Genomic DNA, 17,436 nt, shown 5'->3' on the forward strand with positions numbered 1-17,436 from the left:
AAGAAAAATTGACTTGGTTCTTTTGAAATCAAGTAACAAAATATGAAACCTAGAAGAAGTATAAGCGTAGGTAACACTATACATCAAATTGATAAGGAGAATTGCTATGAATAAAACAGACATATTGCTCGTTGGCACAACACATCTAAACATGCCAAACAATGGTGATTTATTTATGCCGGACATGCCAGATGTGTTAAGTGAAAATCGTCAGTTAGAAATTAAACAATTCGTAAATCAATTAAGAAGATTTGAACCTACTAAAGTATGTATAGAAGTTAATACTTCAAAAAAAGTATACATAAATGAGCAGTTTCAACGTATCATTAAGCAGCCGGAATTAGCAACCGCTAACGAACGCGAACAAATTGCATTCCGACTTGCACACCAATCTCATCTAGATTGCGTATATCCAATCGATTGGAATGAGGATGAGGGATTCAGTTTAGAAACCATTGTTCAAGACAAGAAGCGAGAAATGGAGCAAATATTATCATCCCAACAAGATGTCATGAATCATATCGAAACAATATTTAAGAATCGTACGATTTCTGACTATTATAAAGAAATCAACCACCCTACAATTTCATTATCTATGCATCGCGCCTATTTAGAGATTGCATCTCTTGAAGTGTCTGGCACTAGGTGGGTATCACACTACTGGTATTTTCGTAACTTAATGATTTTTAATGAATTAATTGTCACTAAGGGAATCAAATGATCGCATCTTTGTACTTTATGGTTTAGGACATATTCATCTGTTAAAGCAATTCTTGGGTGAGAGCGGATTATTCTCTGTTCATGACTTAAATACTTATTTAATATGACTTCGGTATGTGAAATAACATAAGTAGCTTTTTTGGCCTTTAATTGTGTGACTAAATCCACTGACTCTCAATACGATAAAGAATTCAATTGATTTCTCATTTAATCTACTTTATATCTTCGTTAACTTTCGAATAGTTCGGCACGCTCTCTCTCTTTAAACGGCCAACGATAAACCTTTTCCTCTTTCTCGACATAGGCAACACCGTCTTCTATCATCAATGACGAACAGTCAAGGAGATGACGGGGCATCGGATATGAGTCAATCCGTCCGTCCACTTGGACATGAACGAGACGAGCATCGATTGAAGAGATGACCCACACCCCCTTCTCAGACGCGTACATCACGTCACAATCATGAAGGACCGGGGCCTTTCTGATCTCTTGATTATAGCGAAAACGTACGGCTCCCTCTATTGATAAGCAGACGAGTGCTTCGGACGAGAGCCCTTCCCCAAAGATGCCCTCGTCCCCGTACCCGATCCAGATTCCCGTTTCATTTATACCGACTACTGCAATCGCGTTACCTGCGTGAAATGAATGTTTGATGTCTCCGTCTGCATCTAACACCCATGCATTGATTGGTTCTCCTTCTAACGTAAACGCCCAGATGAACAAGTGATTCTCGTCAATGATTCGAATACCTGCCACATATTCATGCCGTTTGAAGTCTATGATCAACCCATTCCAATGGATGTAGAATTGATGATTGGTCTTGACCAAACGAGCGGAACCCATTGACTTGCGCGCATCGGAATCAACCACCTCTATTTCATCGTTCATACACTATCACCCCTTACCGTCTTCGAATCACTTAAACTCCAACGCTGCTCGAAATCGTCTAGATTCTTCATCACTCACCACTACGTCCATATATCTCGATTTCCAATATGGGGAGAGGTCCACTTCTTCCACGCCAATTCGCTTGAACCAATCTCTCACCGTCTCATTCGACTGGTGTCTTGAGGAAATCGGCAAGTCCAGATTGAACTGGATGAGCGCATTCCGAATCGCGCTATCGGTCCATTGAATCTCTTTAGATTCCATAAACCCTTTTGGTTTAGTCGTTCGATTTCCTCGCTTTACAGCGTTACTCGAGAAATCAATAGTCGAGATGACACGCTTTCTTTTCCGTAGCATGCTGAGCATCAAAATCAGGAGTACGACCAAACCCCCAATAAGGAACCACAACCAGACTGAATTCCCCGACTCTGTTGCCGTCCCACCTATTCCGAACGTGTAGTCTAAAAAGACATGATTCAAGATTTGAAAGTCCTCATCTTCTTTCAGACGAAACTTGCCTCCATAAGCACCACTGCTGGTTCCGTCCTCTCCAGACAAGAGAAGCACGATGCCTCCTTTTGTCGGGTCGTGAAACCATTCCCAAAACAGTCGGACCAGATAGATGAATCCAGTCACCAACATCAAACTACTCAACATGACCAGCAATAATCGGATTGTAAATCGCATCGTAACCTCCGTCACACATTATGTATGATCGTATCATACAAGATTATGGATTGTCAGAAAAATCCAAACGAAAGGACCGAAAGATTTCTCGGTCCAACGCATTAAAGAATCGCTTCTGCGAGCAGTCGGTCGAACTTACGCACATCCACTTTTTTATTCAAATTGATTTTAATCGTCCCGGCGCGAGTGAACAGCTGGACTTCTGAGTTCAAGTCGAACATTCTTCCCGCATTCTCCGTCGAGTACATATCAATCGAGTCGTACGGAAGCGAGTAGACTTCAATCTTCTTCCCCGTGAGCCCTTGAGCGTCACGGACAATCAGGCGTTTGTTCGTGAAGACAGCGACGTCACGCACCGTTTTATAAGCCGCGACCGCCCGCTCCCCGTCGATGAATGACTCCGTGATGTCACTTGGCACCTCACACTCTGAATAAAACGTCCACGACAAATCACCAATCGGGTTTCCCATAACGATTCCTCCCTATATGAAATGAATGTACTATCCCCTATATTCCACAATTCTCGTTTGATTAGACCTTGAATGGGAAGATAGTGTATAGCAACTTGAGTGTGGAGGAGGACTTCGTCATGATCGCGCAACAAATCATCACATTACTACTGATCGGCTATTTGATTTATTTAACTAAATCAGGCGAGAATTCTCCCTCCTCTAAGCGTCTCGGGGCGAAGCCCAGCGTAGGTGGGAGATGAATCGTCGGTGTTAGCAAGATTGTATGTGCTTGGTATAATGGATGTAACCAATCAAAAGGACTGAACTATCAATGAAAATGGATACGAACAAACATTCAGTCTTTCTTCTGAATTACCATCTCGTCTTGGTGGTCAAATATAGACGCAAGGTGATCGACGACGCCGTCTCCGAGTTCGCGAGACAGACGTTCGAACAGATCGGCGCGTCGTACCATATCACACTGACCGAGTGGAATCATGACGGCGATCATATCCGTGTGTTGTTCATGGCCCATCCGAACACAGAGATGTCGAAGTTTCTGAACGCCTACAAGAGCGCCAGCAGCCGACTGATCAAACGAGACTTTCCGCACGTCAAGAGACGACTGTGGAAAGAAACGTTCTGGTCTCGAAGCTACTGCCTCGTGACGACCGGCGGTGCGACGATTGACGTCATCAGGCGATACATCGAAAAACAAGGAAGGGAGTGATCACTTTGCTGAAGGCGTACAAGTTTCGACTATACCCGACGAAGCTACAACGAGAATCCTTCATGAAGACGTTCGGTTGCGTCCGTTTCGTCCATAACAAGATGCTCGAGGAACGGATCCGGCTGTATGAGGAGTCGAAGCTGAATCCTGACGTGAAGCAGAAGCTCCCGACCCCGGCGAAGTACAAGCCCGAGTTCCCTTTCTTGAAAGCGGTCGACAGTCTATCCCTGGCGAATGCCCAGATGGACTTGAACAAGGCATATGCCAACTTCTTCCGCGACAAATCTGTCGGGTTCCCGAAATTCAAGTCGAAGCACGGCGACCGTGCCTCCTACACGACAAACAATCAGAACGGGAGCGTTCGGATCGAGGACGGGAAGGTGAGACTTCCTAAGATCGGCTTCGTGAAGTTCAAACAGCATCGTTCTTTCGAGGGGATCATCAAGTCCGCGACAATCTCGATGACGAAGACGGGCAAGTTCTTCGTTTCCATCCTTGTCAATCAGGATGACGAGCAATGGATTCCGGCTAAGAACAAGATCGGCATCGACCTCGGTCTTGAGCACTTCGCCATCATGACAAATGATGACATGGTTTCTGAGAAGATCGACAACCCTCGCTTTCTTCGCAAGTCCGAAGAGAAGGTCAAGAAGGCGCAACGCACTCTGTCTCGTAAGAAGATCGGAAGCAAGAATCGGGAAAAAGCCAAACTGATCCTCGCCAAGAAACACGAGAAAATCGCAAACCAACGCAAAGACTTCCTTCACAAATTGTCAAAACGAACCGTTGACGAGAACCAAGTCATCGTCGTGGAGACATTGAAATCGAAGAACATGATGAAGAACCACAAGGTCGCCAAATCGATCGCCGACGTCAGTTGGTACGAGTTCGTCCGCCAGCTAGAATACAAATCAAACTTCTACGGACGGACGCTCATCAAGGCCGACCAATGGTACGCATCGACGCAAATCTGTTCCTCTTGCGGCGAAAATGGCGAGAAGAAAACAGTGGATGTACGCGAATGGACGTGTACGTGTGGCGCTCATCATGACCGCGACATCAATGCGAGCATCAACCTGTTGATGTTAGCCGACTAAACATCCTTCAGGGCAGGGACTGCCCGACGAGCTTGGTAAACAATCGTGGCTAGTAAAAGCACGGTCTTCCCAAGAAGCTCCCACTTCAATTTGCGAAGCAAATAAGTGGCGAGTAGTTCACCGAATAAACATGACGAGTGACGGAACCCTTCCTCAGAGAAGGGTTTTTTACATTCTGAAATTGACATCGCCCACTTTTAGTGTAAAATTACACTTGTAATATACTAGGAGGTGATTCGTTGGAAAACACTTCAACACCATCCGCTGCCATCTCTACGGGGATTGTGACCGTCGTGCTTGCACTCATCGCTTCGTTTCTGACTCCATCGTTCTTGAAGATTGGCATCATCTGGGATATCGTTGCGTTCTTAGTCATCGGGATTGCGACATTCAGTTTTACATACCATTATTATCAATCAAAACGATTGACCTACTGGCAATACATTTGCTGTTATATCATCGTCTGCCTGCTCTTATTTATAGTGTTTCTCGGAATCTCGTGGATCTTGATTTTCATAAGCTCAGCGACGCTGTAAGTCAGATAAACAAAAAGGAGCGCTTATGCAAAAATCCGAATTTATTGAACAAGTCTCTCGAAAAATGAAATTGATTCGTATCGAATCTCAGTATTCACAGGAAGAGATGGCGAACTTACTCGGTATTTCAAAAAAAACGCTCATCCAAATCGAGAAGGAGCGGAATGAAGCGAGTTGGTCGACGATTGTGACGCTATGCGCCTTGTTTAACGAAAGTGAGATTCTCATACACTTGATTGGTGACGACCCCGTCGAATTCGTCAAACTGATTGCGACCGAGAACACTTATGAGCCGAAAGAAAAAACACTCGGCGGACGCGTCTTTTGGCATGCAATCGAGTCAGGTCCACATTACACCCTTCAACAAAATATCATCAGCGGACATTATCGGATCATCGATCTCAACCATGTGAGGTGGTACAGCACATTTGATGCAGAGGATGCCGAACAGGTACGATTGAAGTTAGAACATCAGCGAGAGGTGTAAGATGACGAAGAAGCGTAAAGATTTGATGATAGCTTTAACCCTCATCATCTTCACAATCGCCTATTTTTGGCTGATTCCGAATCTCATGATTGGTTACATTTGGGTTATCGGCACAATCATTTTGCTTGTCCTCTCTTCGCTTTATTTGACACGCTTGATTCAATCATACGTTTCACTTTCTTTGATGAAATTCGTCTTGATTATGGTGATTTCTTTCCTTGTACTTGGCTACCTGTTAATCGTCCAATTTTATTTTGTGGCTCTTTACCAGATGAATCATCTATAACGAATTGGAGGTTTTCACATGCGATTTTATGTCGGTTCAAGCTTTTCAAATATCGAAGAAGTACGGTTCATGCGTAATGAGCTGATTGCGCTCGGTCACACCCATACATATGATTGGACTCAAAACGAACGCGCCACATCAATTGATGCATTACGCTCGATTGGCGAAGAGGAGGTTTCTGGAATTCAATCAGCGGACTTTGTCGTCATCCTATTGCTTGGAGGTAAAGACGCACATGTTGAACTCGGGATTGCTCTCGGGATGAATAAACACGTTTTCCTATACGATTTGGGTGATCAGATGATGAATATGAAGGAGACGAGCACGTCTTATCATGTGAATGCGGTACAACGCTTGGAGGGACCGTTCCACGCCCTCCCCTACCAAATTCAAGATCGATTGAAGCTCTCTAATCACGTTTGAGCTGATGCCCTTTATTCTCACGGAATCGAGCTGGGGGGCATCCTACCCATTCCGTGAAATGTCTGTTCAGCTGAGCTGGACTATTGAATCCGACTTCCTGGCTAATTGCGAGTAACGTAAGGTCCGAATAGCGTAGAAGTGATTTCGCATGAATCAGGCGTTGTCTCGTGATGTATTGATACGGTGTCTGACCGATTCGCTCTCGAAAGCTCCGAATGAACTGATATTTGCTTTGATGGACGATTCGACTCAAGTCTTCAATGCGAAGCTCCGTATGATAAGAATCATGAATGACACGCAAGACCGGTGCAAATAGGTCTTCATCCACAATCGAATCGCTTAGATGATGTCGAATGAATGTCATGACATCATCTGTCGAAGCATTCCCCAATAACTCTCGTCTTGACCACTCCCCTAACAGCCTTCTTGTCGACATGACCGCTATCGAAGGAAACATTGGATTGATCCTGTTTTTAAATCCGCTCAAGCGGCTAGCAGTAAACCGAAAACTCACATAAGTCGTTTCAGTTGAATCCGCGAACAATCGAAAGGACTGATTCGGTTGAATCACAATCAATTCGCTGTCTTGGAGACGATATTCGAATACATCCACTTCAATCCCGATTTTCCCTCCCAACACGAGCACCCAGACGATGTCTTCTACGCTCTCTTCTCTCTCTGTCGTCCAATCTCCAATAGACGACACGTAATGAATGGTGACGTCAGGCAGTGTCAGTAATTGTTCCATACATCCCTCCAGATTATTGCGCCAAAATCGAGCAATAAAGTGCACGATGATTCACTTCAAATCACGCATACTGTTCATAACAGTCAAGTGGCCACTTCGCTGACCTTATGAAAAGATGGTGATTCACATGTTTCAATCGCTTCATCCTAATCTAAAAATAAGACTTGGCTTGAACTTCTTTCAAAAACTGACTCAAACTGCTATATTTCCTTTTTTGACGATTTATTTTGTTCGCCAGTTCGGTGCAACCGAGACTGGACCGCTCATCGTCTTGACGATGATTGCCTCATTCATCACGAGCCTCTATGGTGGTCTTCTCTCCGATCGATATGGAAGAAAACGCGTTCTCTTCATCGGAGAAATGCTACGATTTGTATGTTTTATCGGAATGGCAATCGCAGGTTCTCATGTAATGAATAGTGCCGTTTTATTATTTATCTTCTTCTTTTTAAGTCATCTTCTGAGTAGTGCCATCACGCCAGCAAACGAAGCCATCCTAATCGACGATAGCCGACCGGAGCAACGAAAATATTTGTATACACTCAGTTACTGGATCATGAATGGGTCCATCGTCATCGGTAGCCTAATCGGCGGCTTTTTCTTTGAGCAGTATCTCTTCTCACTGTTAGTATCGGCAGCCTTCCTCTCATTCGGATGTGTCTTCTTTATTTACTTGAAACTCGAAGACCACTATCATTCTGTACGAACAAAATCACGGAAGACCACTCGTATGTGGACAGGATATAAAACGGTCATAAAGAACCGACTTTTTTTGAAATACCTCATCGCAGGTATTTTGACGTTGTCGTTAGAGTTGCAGCTTACGCATTATCTCGCGATTCACTTTGCTGAGACGTTACAAGTTGTCCCGTTATTCCATTTCTCACTAGATGGGACGAGCGTTCTCGGACTGCTTCGAGCGGAGAATACGATTCTCGTGTTACTGCTCGGTCTTGTGTTGATGCGTTGGACCAAATCCATCTCTGAACGTGCGCTACTTTACACGGGTGTCACACTGTTCAGTCTTGGATTCGCCATCTTACCGGTTTCACATGATCTTTCAATGTTAGTGCTCGCTACGGCTTGCTTCACGTTCGGAGAACTGCTATATGTCCCCATCCACCAAGCCATGCTAGCTCGACTCATAGAAGACCATCTGCGCAGTCAATACTTGGCCGTGAACGGTCTCCGCTACAGAGGTGCGCTTCTCATTGGAGCAATCAGCGTTTCGGCTTATAATGTCGTGTCACCCGGTTGGATGGCCATCACTTATATTTACTTTGGAATATAGGCAATCTTCTTCTATCGTTCAATCTTGAAAGAACTGGATAAGTGCCAACCTTTAGAATTGAAGAAAGCGTCCTAGATCACAATCATAGTTTAGTATCTTGAAGGGGATATACATCTATCTACCAAAAACGTTTCCAATATTTGCACAATGTGCTATCCTTTTAAAAATGATCTGACAAACGCGATGAAGAGAACAGTACATCAATGAATCTTTCGTAGAGAGCTCCGTCTGGTGAAAAGGAGTAAAGAACGTTGATCGAAACAAGCCTCTGAGCAGCGCCATGGAACTCACCCCGAGGGATGTGGCGACGGGCACTCCCGTTATAGAGTTGAGGTATAGTCCGACTCGTTCGGCAGTACCAAACAAGGTTCGTACGGTGACGTGCGGACGAACAGGGGTGGCACCACGATGAGAATCTCGTCCCCAAGACTTCGTTCTTGGGGGTGGGATTTTTTTGCGTTGCGAAAGTGATTAAAAAATAGAAGGAGTGATTGACTTGAACTCGTTTCGAAAAACCTCTACGCTACTGCTCGTCAGTGTCGGAATCTCAAATCTCGGTGCTTGGGTATACTTTATCGCGCTCAACCTGATTGTCCTCGAGATGACGGGATCTCCATTCGCCGTCTCGATTCTCTATGTATTAGTCCCGCTCGCCTCGCTCGTCTCGAATATTTGGTCAGGTAGCCTGATTGACCGGGTCGATACGAGACGACTGATGATGTTACTGGATGGTCTGCGTGCGTTCCTCGTATTCAGCTTAGGCTGGATTGATTCACTGTGGCTCATCTACGGGATCGTCTTTCTTCTCAATGTGATGAGCTCGTTATTCGAATCATCGAGTCTGGTCTACATGACGCAACTCGTACCTGCCTCGAACCGACAAAAGTTCAATGCGATGAAAAACTTTGTACAGTCATCCGGGTTTATTTTAGGTCCGACGATTGCGGGTCTACTCTTTCTAGTCGGGAGCCCGACATTTGCGATTTTTGTGAACGCCTTCGCACTCATTGGATCGGTCGGTATGCTGATGCTCCTCCCATCTCACCTTCGAACGAATGCGCCTGTTGAACCATTCTCTATGCGGATGATCATTGACGATTGGAAGGTTGTCATCCGATTCGCTTCGAATGCCAGATATGTGATGCTCATTTATGGATTGTTCTGTGTCATGACCATCTTCATGTCTGGACTCGATTCGTTGGAGGCGTCATTCGCGACCCAAGTCCTTCACTTGTCTGAAAGCCGATATGGCTTTCTCGTCAGTATCGCTGGGATTGGGATTATCTTTGGATCACTCATCAATTCAAGATGGAGTCACCGCTTGTCCTTATCGTTTTGTATTGGATTCGGGACAATCATGACACCAGTCGGCTATCTTCTTTTCGCAAGTTCATCGTCATTCATGATGGCCTCGGTTGGATTTTTTGTCCTGACATTCGCGCTTGCCTTTGCAAATACAGGATTCTTATCATTCTATCAACACCATGTCCCGGTCGAAATCATGGGTAGGTTCTCTGGCGCTATCAATGTGGCAGAGTCGCTACTCGTCATCCTACTCACATTTGGGATTGGACTCCTTGCCGAAATGGTTGGGATTCGTTCGGTCTATCTCGCATTCTCCATTCTCTTCTTCCTTGTTGGTTGTTACACCATACATGTCATGCGCGACCGTTCGAAACGGGAGTATTTCTTTCACAATCAAATCGAAGAAGTTTCTTAATTTATTGGCCGGTCGTTTACAAGCGACCGGCTTGTTCGATTCGATGAATCGCTTCATTGATTTTTCATCATACACTCCACCGTTTAATCAGCTCAAGATCCTCTGGAAATGCAAGTTCCAATCGCTCTATTTCATGAATCGACCACCAATTGACTTCATCAATGTCCGAGTCGATAGTTGCGGTCGCCATCCGCTCGTCACACGTTGCCAAAAAATAGTGCGTTTCGACTTGATAACTTGAGATGATGGCTCGTTTGATATGTAATCTTTGATCAATCGAAATGCGATAGCCCGTTTCTTCGAACACTTCACGCTGGCAACATTGTTCCGGCGTTTCTCCTTCTTCTAAACCGCCTGATGGTAAACTCCATTGTTGTACGTCACGATTCTTTACGAACAGGACTTTCTTTTCTTCGTTCATACATAAAGCAGCTGATCCAATCCACTGTTTCATAGTCTTAATACTCCTTTTTCATTTTTCTGCTTGCAGGTGACGTTACGTCACCCGATATGATGGGGCTACAACCACATAAGGAGGAAATACGATGTTGAATCAAATGCAAAAGAAAACAACTCCCATTTGGACATGGAATCAGTTCGCAATTACGATGGTTCTTCTATTCGGAGTGACGCCCCTACTTATCGAGCGACAATTACACAACTTTCTAGAACAGTCATGGGGAAACACCCTCTATTCAGGAACAAGTATCGGCCTGTTATTAGCCATAATATTTATGACTGTCCTCTATCTCGTCGCAATACGTCCTCAAACCCTATCGCTGGAAACGTTAGGACTTCGCCGTTTTCCATTGAAAGATTCGGGCATCATCTTTCTATGGACAATTGTGCTAATTGGACTCAGTATCATCATCGTCATAGTCCAATCATATTTCGGTATCGGGACGTCGAATACAAAAACAGAGAGTTTACAAAGTGACTTGTCGATTATCTCCATACTGATTGCGTTTGGATCGGCGGCTATCGTTTCACCGATCTATGAAGAAATCTTTTATCGTGGGTTCTTATACCGCTTCTTTCAAGAACGATTTGGGGTTGGGATCGGGATGATCGTAAGTGCTGGAATATTCACTCTCGCTCATTTACCGACGACAAACACGTTACTCGTCAATTTTGTATCGGGACTAGTGTTCGCTTGGGTATATGAACGGACTAACTCTATCTATTCCAGCATGCTCATCCATGGTACCTTTAATGGGCTAGCCGTTCTATTGACTGCATTGGCATGAGGGAATCAGTCTGCTATCTCTTGATATAGTGAATCAATATAGGCAAGAATCGATGCATCGATTGGATACAGTCCTAATTCATTCGATGCATCAGTTGATTTTCGAATCTTCCAAAATGATTCAATCAATTGTTGATTGTCTCCAAATGTCTCGTCTGTTAACCAAGTCAAATCTTCTTTAAGAATTTGGGCTTCTTTTGAGGAAGGGGCGACCCCACGTTCGATTAGAATTTCGGTTCTTCGAATCAAGTTGATCCACTTTTTCGTATCATGCTCACCGTCTTCTAATTTAGGTAAACTTGCTTGCAATGAATCAGACTCTTCTTCCGTAAAATAGTCCCTCCATTGTTTCCGGTCATTTGATTTAGCTTGAATAGTTTGCAGTTTCGTCCAATCGATTTTTTCATTTTCAAGCTTCATGGATTGAAGGAGCGTGACCGTATGGTTCTGCGCCTGCTTCAATTCCTCTATCTTTCCTTCTAACGAGGACAGATGGGCGGACAAGATGCTTGTAAGAGATTCCTCATTTAAGATTCTTCGAATCTCATCGAGCGGGACGGTCATCGATTTTAAAAGCATGATTTTTTGAAGCCGAAACATTTCGTCATCACTATAAAATCGTTTCTGTACATCGTTCGTATACGAGGGGGTGACCAAATTGATTTGGTCATAGTATCGAAGCGTACGCACAGACACGTTCAGTTTTCTTGCGACCTCTCCCGTTGAATAGTGTCTAGCCAACGTGTAGCCCTCCTTATAATACGTTATGTGTATGTCCGTAGTAGCTGTCCGATCAATCCTTCGAGTTGATGAACCCCTTCATTCCGATTTGACAAACAAATGAAACTTTTTGGAGAGTCTTTCTCCATCACGAGTATGCTTTGAAACCCGATTCCCCAACCGAATGAGAATCCCTTACCTGGCTTGTTGGGATTTATAAATAGACCATGTCCTACTTCGGCATTTGTAGATGAAGGTGTGAATAAAATCCTTCTTGACTCGTTACTCAAGAACCCTTCTTTCGTAATTGCGTTGACGAGTGTCGCTAAATCGGAAGCCGTTGTCCAAAGTCCACTCGCTGCAGGGTAAGGATAATAGCATGCCTGTGGAGAGACGACCGACCCGTTTGGCTTAATCCCGTCTATGCCATACTGCTCTACCGTCTCTAAGTCATACGAACTCGAGTTCATATCGAGCGGTGCAAAGATGTATTCAGTCATGATTTTTTCAAATGTAGAAGACATGCATTGCTCAATCGCATGTTGGAGTAAACAGTAACCTGAATCTGAATAGTGGAACGTCCCGACTTCCTGTGACTGGACAAACATCGGTCGCTTGTAATGGGATGTGTTGCCTAATATCATCTTTTCCATCGAAGGAATCTCCTTATATTGAACCATCGTCCCGAACTGATGAGGCGAATCGATTATGCCAGCCTGATGTTGGATGAGCTGTCGGATCGTGATCTGTGAAGGAATCCCATTTTCGTCATTCAACGTGAAGGAAGAGAAATAATCATTTATTTCCGAGTCTTAATTTAACTCCTGATCTTCAACGAGCTTCAAAACGAGAATCACCGTTACAAATTTACTGATTGAACAGGCGGCGAACATCCTGCCTTCACAAGAGACGTCTCCTCTTTGAAATGCGGACAACTCCCCTGTTTCAGTGATTGTTGCCAAGTCTAAATTAGATACGTGGTGCTTCTCCATCCATTCGCTAATCATTTCTCGAGTGAACATTTACGTCATCCTTTCGTGTACCAATCAATCGATAGTCGTCTTGGTTCTGCATAGCATCGAGAACCCCTTTCACAATCTCGTCATGTGTCAACCAACGGACAGATGCCATCTCATGAATTTCACCTAATTGGACTTGTCGATATGTTTGTTGTTCATTGAGACATAGCCACCTCTTCTCATATTCCGGATTCGCCCGGCTACCTAAAATATGTATCACCTCTGAAGTTTCCGAATGATCCAAAATGAGTTGCATCGCTCTCCCTGAGCCACGATGCACCCAGGCGATGACTCGATCAAACGGACCTCTTTGTTTCACTGCTCGCTGTAGTGCGTTTGAAAGTACTTCCTCCTCGCGATAGTCAACAATCAGTGGATGACACGTTTCAGGATTTCGTTGTACAATGCTTGCCATTTTTTCTTTATCTCGTCCAATGACCGTGACATCCTGTTCAATCGCTAAACAAGATGTGAGTTCGGCCAACATCCCTGTCCCTCCGACAATCAACACATGTTTTCGATTCATGCCATCACCTCATTTTACATTATACACCAATCATTCATTCTTCTTTTCCTATAGAAGTGTTCGGAAACATTCACGTCTTTTCAAAAATAAGCCTTTCATAATCGAGTGAATCACTTATAATGAATCAAGTGTTCAAATCGGTTTGAACTATCACTATTTTGGAAAATGGATAATAGTGTAACGATTTCAATTTATTTCTTTTAAGAGGAGGATACCTATGAGACTCTGGACAACGATGTCACTACAACTGATTGCACTCATCGTTGTATCGTTGGCATGTAGTATTCTATTTTCCTCTCTGCTGATCCTGAATCATCTACCCGTTTGGTGGATGATCTGTATTCCGATTCTTTATCTTTCAACGTTGCTCATTCATCGTGGGTCTGGTGTACTTATTCTGTTCGGATTCGCAGCTTACTTTTTAATCACCATGCCTGTGTATGCGACTGCCGCTACTGCGCAACTGTATATTTTATTACTATTAGCGATTTTGACGGGTCTGTCTTACTGGCTTCAAGTCATCCTGTTCCATGCTCAGTTTGCACTAAAGGTTGCGGAAGCGAGAGTCAGTCAGTTGATTGCGGTAGACCCGGAGACCGGTTTTGATAACCGAGATCGTTTTTTGATGGATATAGAAGCTGAACGGGATCGGTTGATTCGCCACGGTGAGACGTTCGTGGTTTCATTCATCACATTGCCCATTCTCAATCATTTTGAAAAACGGTATGGTTCATCCGAATATGAGTGGTTTTTAGACTATTTTAGTGACGAACTTCACGAAGCGACTCGACGTACGGACAAGAAGTATCGGGTTGCGCAAGACACATTCGCTATGATTTTCCCTCGAACCTCAATCGAAAATGCACATATTGTACATGAACGAATCAGACCACTATTACTAGAGTATTCACGTCAAAACGGCGATTCGCTCACTGTTGAATGCTCAGACAAATCGTTTGAGGTGAACCTAGAGAACGCAACCATACGATTAGAAAAAATTTATCGGTATGTCGAATCAAAGACTAAAAAATGAGTTCAATCGTGAACTCATTTTTTGATGGAGTGAATATGAAATTCGAGTTTCTCATCCAGTTCAATGATGTATTGTTGATCAAGTACCATCTGAATCGGGCTCGGAATCGACAGTTTTGGTGAAAAGAGCCAAACGCGCCCTCGAGGTACAAGTAGCATGTATGTATCGTGATTTGGAGGACCCAGGAAGTTCAAATGATGTGGGTCGATTGAGTTCCCATCTCTCCGTCTTACTCCAATTGTTTCAAGCGCCTGTGCGACGAGTGACGGGTCTTCTACCGTCAAACTCATCTCGCCGATTCCAAGAAACTCATTTGACGAAAAGGACTCGATGTTACTTTCCGGATTAATCGAATGTCGAGCAATCAACTCGATGACGTTCTCGTCCGCGTCGTAAAAATAAAGAGATGATGCATCAATCCCTTCAAAATAGATTTCGTCCTCCCCGTCTGCGGTTAAAAGCGGGACACGTGACATGATCCATTCCTTTGCTTCTTTGAACCGGTTAGCCGGAATATTGATCGCGAAATGGTACTGTCGCTCTTGCTCTGTTATAGCCTCTTGAAATATCAAGGTATTTTCTCCTAATTCGATTTGAAAGCGGGTCGAATCTTCGTCAACGACGGATAGTCCGAGCTTCTCCACATAAAAACGTTTCATTTCGTCGAGCCGGTTCGTATAGAGCGTGGCTTCTGTAACTCTCATAAAATCCCTCCTCGTATTCCTCATGTTCTTGCTTATCTATGTGACTTGATGGCTCGCTTGTATTTTTGGTATTTTGACCAATTCATATTCATTCCTAGTAAATCAGAGCAACAATCTTCTTTCCACGAAATCGGATTGAAACCGGTCTTTGATGCTACGTGACTCTTGCCTGAATCATCAAAATTCAGAGCCAATTGAGCCACACCCTTCTCCGTATAGGTTTTAGCCAATCTCGGATTATATCGGCTGTAATGCTCACCTAGAGAAAAGGTTGGCTGTACTGCCCACGGACATCGCTCAATTGCCATTTGAAGATACTCGCGCTCTTTATGTCGTAGCACTTTTGAAACGCTTAGACAAATCAATGCAGAAACTTCAGGTGTTGCTACTTCAATCAATTGATTCGCAACTTCAATGACTTCCTCGTCTATCTCGAAATCATTCCACCCCATATCATATAATGCCAAGGCAAAATAGAAGGGTTTATCTGGATGGTATGAAAAGGCAGTTCGGCAAAATGCATTCACTCGATCATAATCTTCAATCCGATCCAACCGTTCGTAACCAATAAGCAAATCCCAGCGATATGATTCGGTCGGATCGAGCAGCACATAGTCAATTAACAGCTGCTCGATGTCCGGAGTGTCGCGCATGAATTGTTCAAGTTCTTTGAATCGTTTGTCGTGAACAAGTAACTCGATTCGCTCCAACATCTTCTGCTGAATCGAAGTGAGCGCTTGATTTCCTGTATACAAATCGAAAATCAAAGATGACTTCAATTGACTCACCCTGATCTCCTCCTTTATCCGCTACGTTCAACGAGTCGGAATAGATCATCGACCCGCGACCTCGTGATACCATTACGCTGCTCCATTGCAAGAGGATGATTCGTTGGTTCGAGTTCAATCAATGGACGTAGTCCGACTCCACGCATATGTACGTTTGTCTTTAGATTGATGGTATCTGGATAGATGGGAAGATCCGTCGATAACCAGCCGAACATCGGGCCGAGGTCTACACGAGCTGGTTCATCCCATAAATCGATGACTTTGAAAAAGTTATCCGGACTGAGTGATACCCAGACATTCCAGATGAAAGGATCGTCTTCTCCAATGATCGGGAGTTCGAGGCATCCGTTGATAAAGAAATGAGCTTCATCGAGGACGCAAATATCATCTGTCAAAACGACGCGCTTCTTCATCTCCCGTTTTGATAGGCCGTCTAATACTGATGGCATGATCGATCCAAAGCCGACTGTATGTTCTTTACTCGTGCCACATATCGAGCAGTTGCAATCACTCTTGTGTTTTCGTTTGAAAAGGTATCTCATAAGTACTCGCTTTCTGATTTAAGTTTCATTAGTGGTATGTGAAATAAATCCATTCATTTTACACGTATTTCATTTTTTATAGGAAATCACGGTTTGTTAGACGAATGTCGTAACTCTTGAATCAGTCTCTAACACTCGCGTCCGCGTATCATTTTTCGATAAAAACACTTCTTCCCCATTTTCATCAAAGCAATATGCGATTGGAATCGAGATTCCACAATTTCGATACGAACCATCCGCGTGACTCGTTCCGATAATCATCGCTTTTCGTTCCATCGCAATTTTTCTCGCTTCTTCCGTCCACTCCGTGAATTGTTCCTCACTAAACATCCCGACCCCGATTGGATTGAATATGATTGATAGATGCTCATGACCCTTCAATCCTTCAACCCCCATAAAAATCTCCCTGCACAGTAAATATCCGTATTCTTCTGCTCTATCTGTGGCACTTGATGGCATGAACAAGCCCTCATTTTCAGGCGTTTTCCGTCGCGTTAACAACGTTTCGCCATTCTTATTTACGATGAGGACCCGGTCTCTATTCGTGTCATCTCGATACCCTAAAACAATCGTTGTGTTGAATTGGATCGCTAAATCACTCAGCTCATCCAATTCTCTATATGTACAATATCCCTCTGGATAGAGAATCAAGTCCACCGTAGGGTTCGACTCAATCTCTCCCTTCAGTTGCATAAGATCTTTTTCCATCTTCGGTTGTCCGATCAATATATTCATCTCTACTCGCCCGCTCTCATTGATTCGTCTAATCAGTGAATCCATTCATATGTAAGTG

Annotated in this window: 25 protein-coding genes and 1 other annotated feature; of the genes, 13 read left to right on the top strand and 12 right to left on the bottom strand. The window is 43.9% G+C overall.

Annotated features, from left to right (window positions below; translation table 11 throughout):
- Nucleotides 1-106: 106 nt before the first annotated feature.
- Both KD909_RS07530 and KD909_RS15600 read left to right on the top strand, forming a co-directional pair.
- Nucleotides 107-721 (top strand): DUF5694 domain-containing protein, encoded by a 615-nt coding sequence (locus KD909_RS07530; RefSeq protein WP_211781209.1) that lies wholly within the window; start codon nt 107-109, stop codon nt 719-721.
- A complete protein-coding gene (locus KD909_RS15600) occupies nt 699-827 on the top strand; it encodes a DUF5694 domain-containing protein (protein ID WP_371744363.1) in 129 nt (42 codons plus the stop codon). Before KD909_RS07530 ends, KD909_RS15600 begins: the two co-directional genes overlap by 23 nt.
- Nucleotides 828-948: 121 nt before the next feature.
- On the opposite strand, the gene KD909_RS07535 is transcribed toward KD909_RS15600, so the two are convergent.
- The 3 genes from KD909_RS07535 to KD909_RS07545 all read right to left on the bottom strand — a co-directional run bounded on the left by KD909_RS07535 (nt 949) and on the right by KD909_RS07545 (nt 2,765).
- A complete protein-coding gene (locus KD909_RS07535; protein ID WP_211781210.1) occupies nt 949-1,608 on the bottom strand; it encodes a hypothetical protein in 660 nt (219 codons plus the stop codon).
- A 27-nt stretch (nt 1,609-1,635) separates the two neighbouring features.
- Nucleotides 1,636-2,295, bottom strand: a complete 660-nt coding sequence (locus tag KD909_RS07540) for a hypothetical protein (protein WP_211781211.1) — start codon at nt 2,293-2,295, stop codon at nt 1,636-1,638.
- 101 nt (nt 2,296-2,396) lie between these two features.
- Entirely contained in the window at nt 2,397-2,765 is a 369-nt protein-coding gene (locus KD909_RS07545; protein ID WP_211781212.1) for a PH domain-containing protein, read from the bottom strand.
- Between the two features lie 119 nt (nt 2,766-2,884).
- On the opposite strand from KD909_RS07545, the gene KD909_RS15560 reads away from it, so the two are divergent.
- The 7 genes from KD909_RS15560 (at nt 2,885) to KD909_RS07575 (ending at nt 6,306) form a co-directional block, all read left to right on the top strand.
- The gene (locus KD909_RS15560; RefSeq protein WP_256440503.1) at nt 2,885-3,007 is read left to right on the top strand and encodes a hypothetical protein; all 123 of its coding nucleotides are present in this window, start codon (nt 2,885-2,887) and stop codon (nt 3,005-3,007) included.
- Between the two features lie 71 nt (nt 3,008-3,078).
- Nucleotides 3,079-3,477: an IS200/IS605 family transposase gene (tnpA, locus tag KD909_RS07550; protein ID WP_211781213.1), complete on the top strand. Its 399-nt coding sequence runs from the start codon at nt 3,079-3,081 to the stop codon at nt 3,475-3,477.
- A 5-nt stretch (nt 3,478-3,482) separates the two neighbouring features.
- Nucleotides 3,483-4,574, top strand: a complete 1,092-nt coding sequence (gene tnpB / locus KD909_RS07555; protein WP_211781214.1) for an IS200/IS605 family element RNA-guided endonuclease TnpB — start codon at nt 3,483-3,485, stop codon at nt 4,572-4,574.
- Between the two features lie 239 nt (nt 4,575-4,813).
- Entirely contained in the window at nt 4,814-5,110 is a 297-nt protein-coding gene (locus KD909_RS07560) for a hypothetical protein (protein WP_211781215.1), read from the top strand.
- Nucleotides 5,111-5,135: 25 nt separating this feature from the next.
- Complete coding sequence (locus KD909_RS07565; RefSeq protein WP_012726273.1) at nt 5,136-5,597, top strand: helix-turn-helix transcriptional regulator; 462 nt, start codon at nt 5,136-5,138, stop codon at nt 5,595-5,597.
- 1 nt (nt 5,598) lies between these two features.
- On the top strand, nt 5,599-5,883 hold the full coding sequence (locus KD909_RS07570; RefSeq protein WP_012726272.1) for a hypothetical protein: 285 nt from the start codon (nt 5,599-5,601) through the stop codon (nt 5,881-5,883).
- Between the two features lie 18 nt (nt 5,884-5,901).
- Entirely contained in the window at nt 5,902-6,306 is a 405-nt protein-coding gene (locus KD909_RS07575; RefSeq protein ID WP_211781216.1) for a TIR domain-containing protein, read from the top strand.
- On the opposite strand, the gene KD909_RS07580 is transcribed toward KD909_RS07575, so the two are convergent.
- The gene (locus KD909_RS07580) at nt 6,293-7,054 is read right to left on the bottom strand and encodes a helix-turn-helix domain-containing protein (protein ID WP_211781217.1); all 762 of its coding nucleotides are present in this window, start codon (nt 7,052-7,054) and stop codon (nt 6,293-6,295) included. The two genes, KD909_RS07575 and KD909_RS07580, sit on opposite strands and share 14 nt — an antisense overlap.
- A gap of 127 nt (nt 7,055-7,181) precedes the next feature.
- Between KD909_RS07580 and KD909_RS07585 the strand changes: the two genes are divergently transcribed.
- The gene (locus KD909_RS07585) at nt 7,182-8,345 is read left to right on the top strand and encodes an MFS transporter (protein WP_211781218.1); all 1,164 of its coding nucleotides are present in this window, start codon (nt 7,182-7,184) and stop codon (nt 8,343-8,345) included.
- 174 nt (nt 8,346-8,519) lie between these two features.
- Nucleotides 8,520-8,773, top strand: a binding site (T-box leader).
- Between the two features lie 59 nt (nt 8,774-8,832).
- Entirely contained in the window at nt 8,833-10,065 is a 1,233-nt protein-coding gene (locus KD909_RS07590) for an MFS transporter (RefSeq protein ID WP_371744364.1), read from the top strand.
- A gap of 67 nt (nt 10,066-10,132) precedes the next feature.
- Here KD909_RS07590 and KD909_RS07595 read toward each other — a convergent pair whose 3' ends face one another.
- Nucleotides 10,133-10,519, bottom strand: a complete 387-nt coding sequence (locus tag KD909_RS07595) for an NUDIX hydrolase (protein ID WP_211781220.1) — start codon at nt 10,517-10,519, stop codon at nt 10,133-10,135.
- A gap of 91 nt (nt 10,520-10,610) precedes the next feature.
- Here KD909_RS07595 and KD909_RS07600 point away from each other — a divergent pair, with 91 nt between their 5' ends.
- Nucleotides 10,611-11,312 carry a CPBP family intramembrane glutamic endopeptidase gene (locus tag KD909_RS07600; RefSeq protein ID WP_211781221.1) on the top strand — a complete coding sequence of 234 codons (702 nt, stop codon included), beginning with the start codon at nt 10,611-10,613 and terminating at the stop codon, nt 11,310-11,312.
- Between the two features lie 5 nt (nt 11,313-11,317).
- Here the strand turns inward: KD909_RS07600 and KD909_RS07605 are convergent, their stop codons facing one another.
- The 3 genes from KD909_RS07605 to KD909_RS07615 all read right to left on the bottom strand — a co-directional run bounded on the left by KD909_RS07605 (nt 11,318) and on the right by KD909_RS07615 (nt 13,576).
- On the bottom strand, nt 11,318-12,052 hold the full coding sequence (locus tag KD909_RS07605) for a MerR family transcriptional regulator (RefSeq protein WP_211781222.1): 735 nt from the start codon (nt 12,050-12,052) through the stop codon (nt 11,318-11,320).
- Nucleotides 12,053-12,075: 23 nt separating this feature from the next.
- Complete coding sequence (locus KD909_RS07610; protein WP_211781223.1) at nt 12,076-12,807, bottom strand: serine hydrolase domain-containing protein; 732 nt, start codon at nt 12,805-12,807, stop codon at nt 12,076-12,078.
- A gap of 223 nt (nt 12,808-13,030) precedes the next feature.
- Nucleotides 13,031-13,576 (bottom strand): Rossmann-fold NAD(P)-binding domain-containing protein, encoded by a 546-nt coding sequence (locus KD909_RS07615; protein ID WP_211781224.1) that lies wholly within the window; start codon nt 13,574-13,576, stop codon nt 13,031-13,033.
- A gap of 217 nt (nt 13,577-13,793) precedes the next feature.
- Here KD909_RS07615 and KD909_RS07620 point away from each other — a divergent pair, with 217 nt between their 5' ends.
- Nucleotides 13,794-14,609 (top strand): GGDEF domain-containing protein, encoded by an 816-nt coding sequence (locus tag KD909_RS07620; protein WP_211781225.1) that lies wholly within the window; start codon nt 13,794-13,796, stop codon nt 14,607-14,609.
- Between the two features lie 14 nt (nt 14,610-14,623).
- On the opposite strand, the gene KD909_RS07625 is transcribed toward KD909_RS07620, so the two are convergent.
- The 4 genes from KD909_RS07625 to KD909_RS07640 all read right to left on the bottom strand — a co-directional run bounded on the left by KD909_RS07625 (nt 14,624) and on the right by KD909_RS07640 (nt 17,378).
- Nucleotides 14,624-15,313, bottom strand: a complete 690-nt coding sequence (locus tag KD909_RS07625; RefSeq protein ID WP_211781226.1) for a glyoxalase — start codon at nt 15,311-15,313, stop codon at nt 14,624-14,626.
- A 32-nt stretch (nt 15,314-15,345) separates the two neighbouring features.
- The gene (locus tag KD909_RS07630) at nt 15,346-16,101 is read right to left on the bottom strand and encodes a hypothetical protein (protein ID WP_211781227.1); all 756 of its coding nucleotides are present in this window, start codon (nt 16,099-16,101) and stop codon (nt 15,346-15,348) included.
- 14 nt (nt 16,102-16,115) lie between these two features.
- Nucleotides 16,116-16,643, bottom strand: coding sequence for a DUF2199 domain-containing protein (locus KD909_RS07635; RefSeq protein WP_256440507.1), 528 nt, complete (start codon nt 16,641-16,643; stop codon nt 16,116-16,118).
- Between the two features lie 96 nt (nt 16,644-16,739).
- Nucleotides 16,740-17,378: a dehydroquinate synthase/iron-containing alcohol dehydrogenase family protein gene (locus KD909_RS07640; RefSeq protein ID WP_211781228.1), complete on the bottom strand. Its 639-nt coding sequence runs from the start codon at nt 17,376-17,378 to the stop codon at nt 16,740-16,742.
- Nucleotides 17,379-17,436 lie beyond the last annotated feature (58 nt).

Source organism: Exiguobacterium sp. PFWT01 (genome assembly GCF_018255795.1).
Classification (GTDB): Bacteria; Bacillota; Bacilli; order Exiguobacteriales; family Exiguobacteriaceae; genus Exiguobacterium.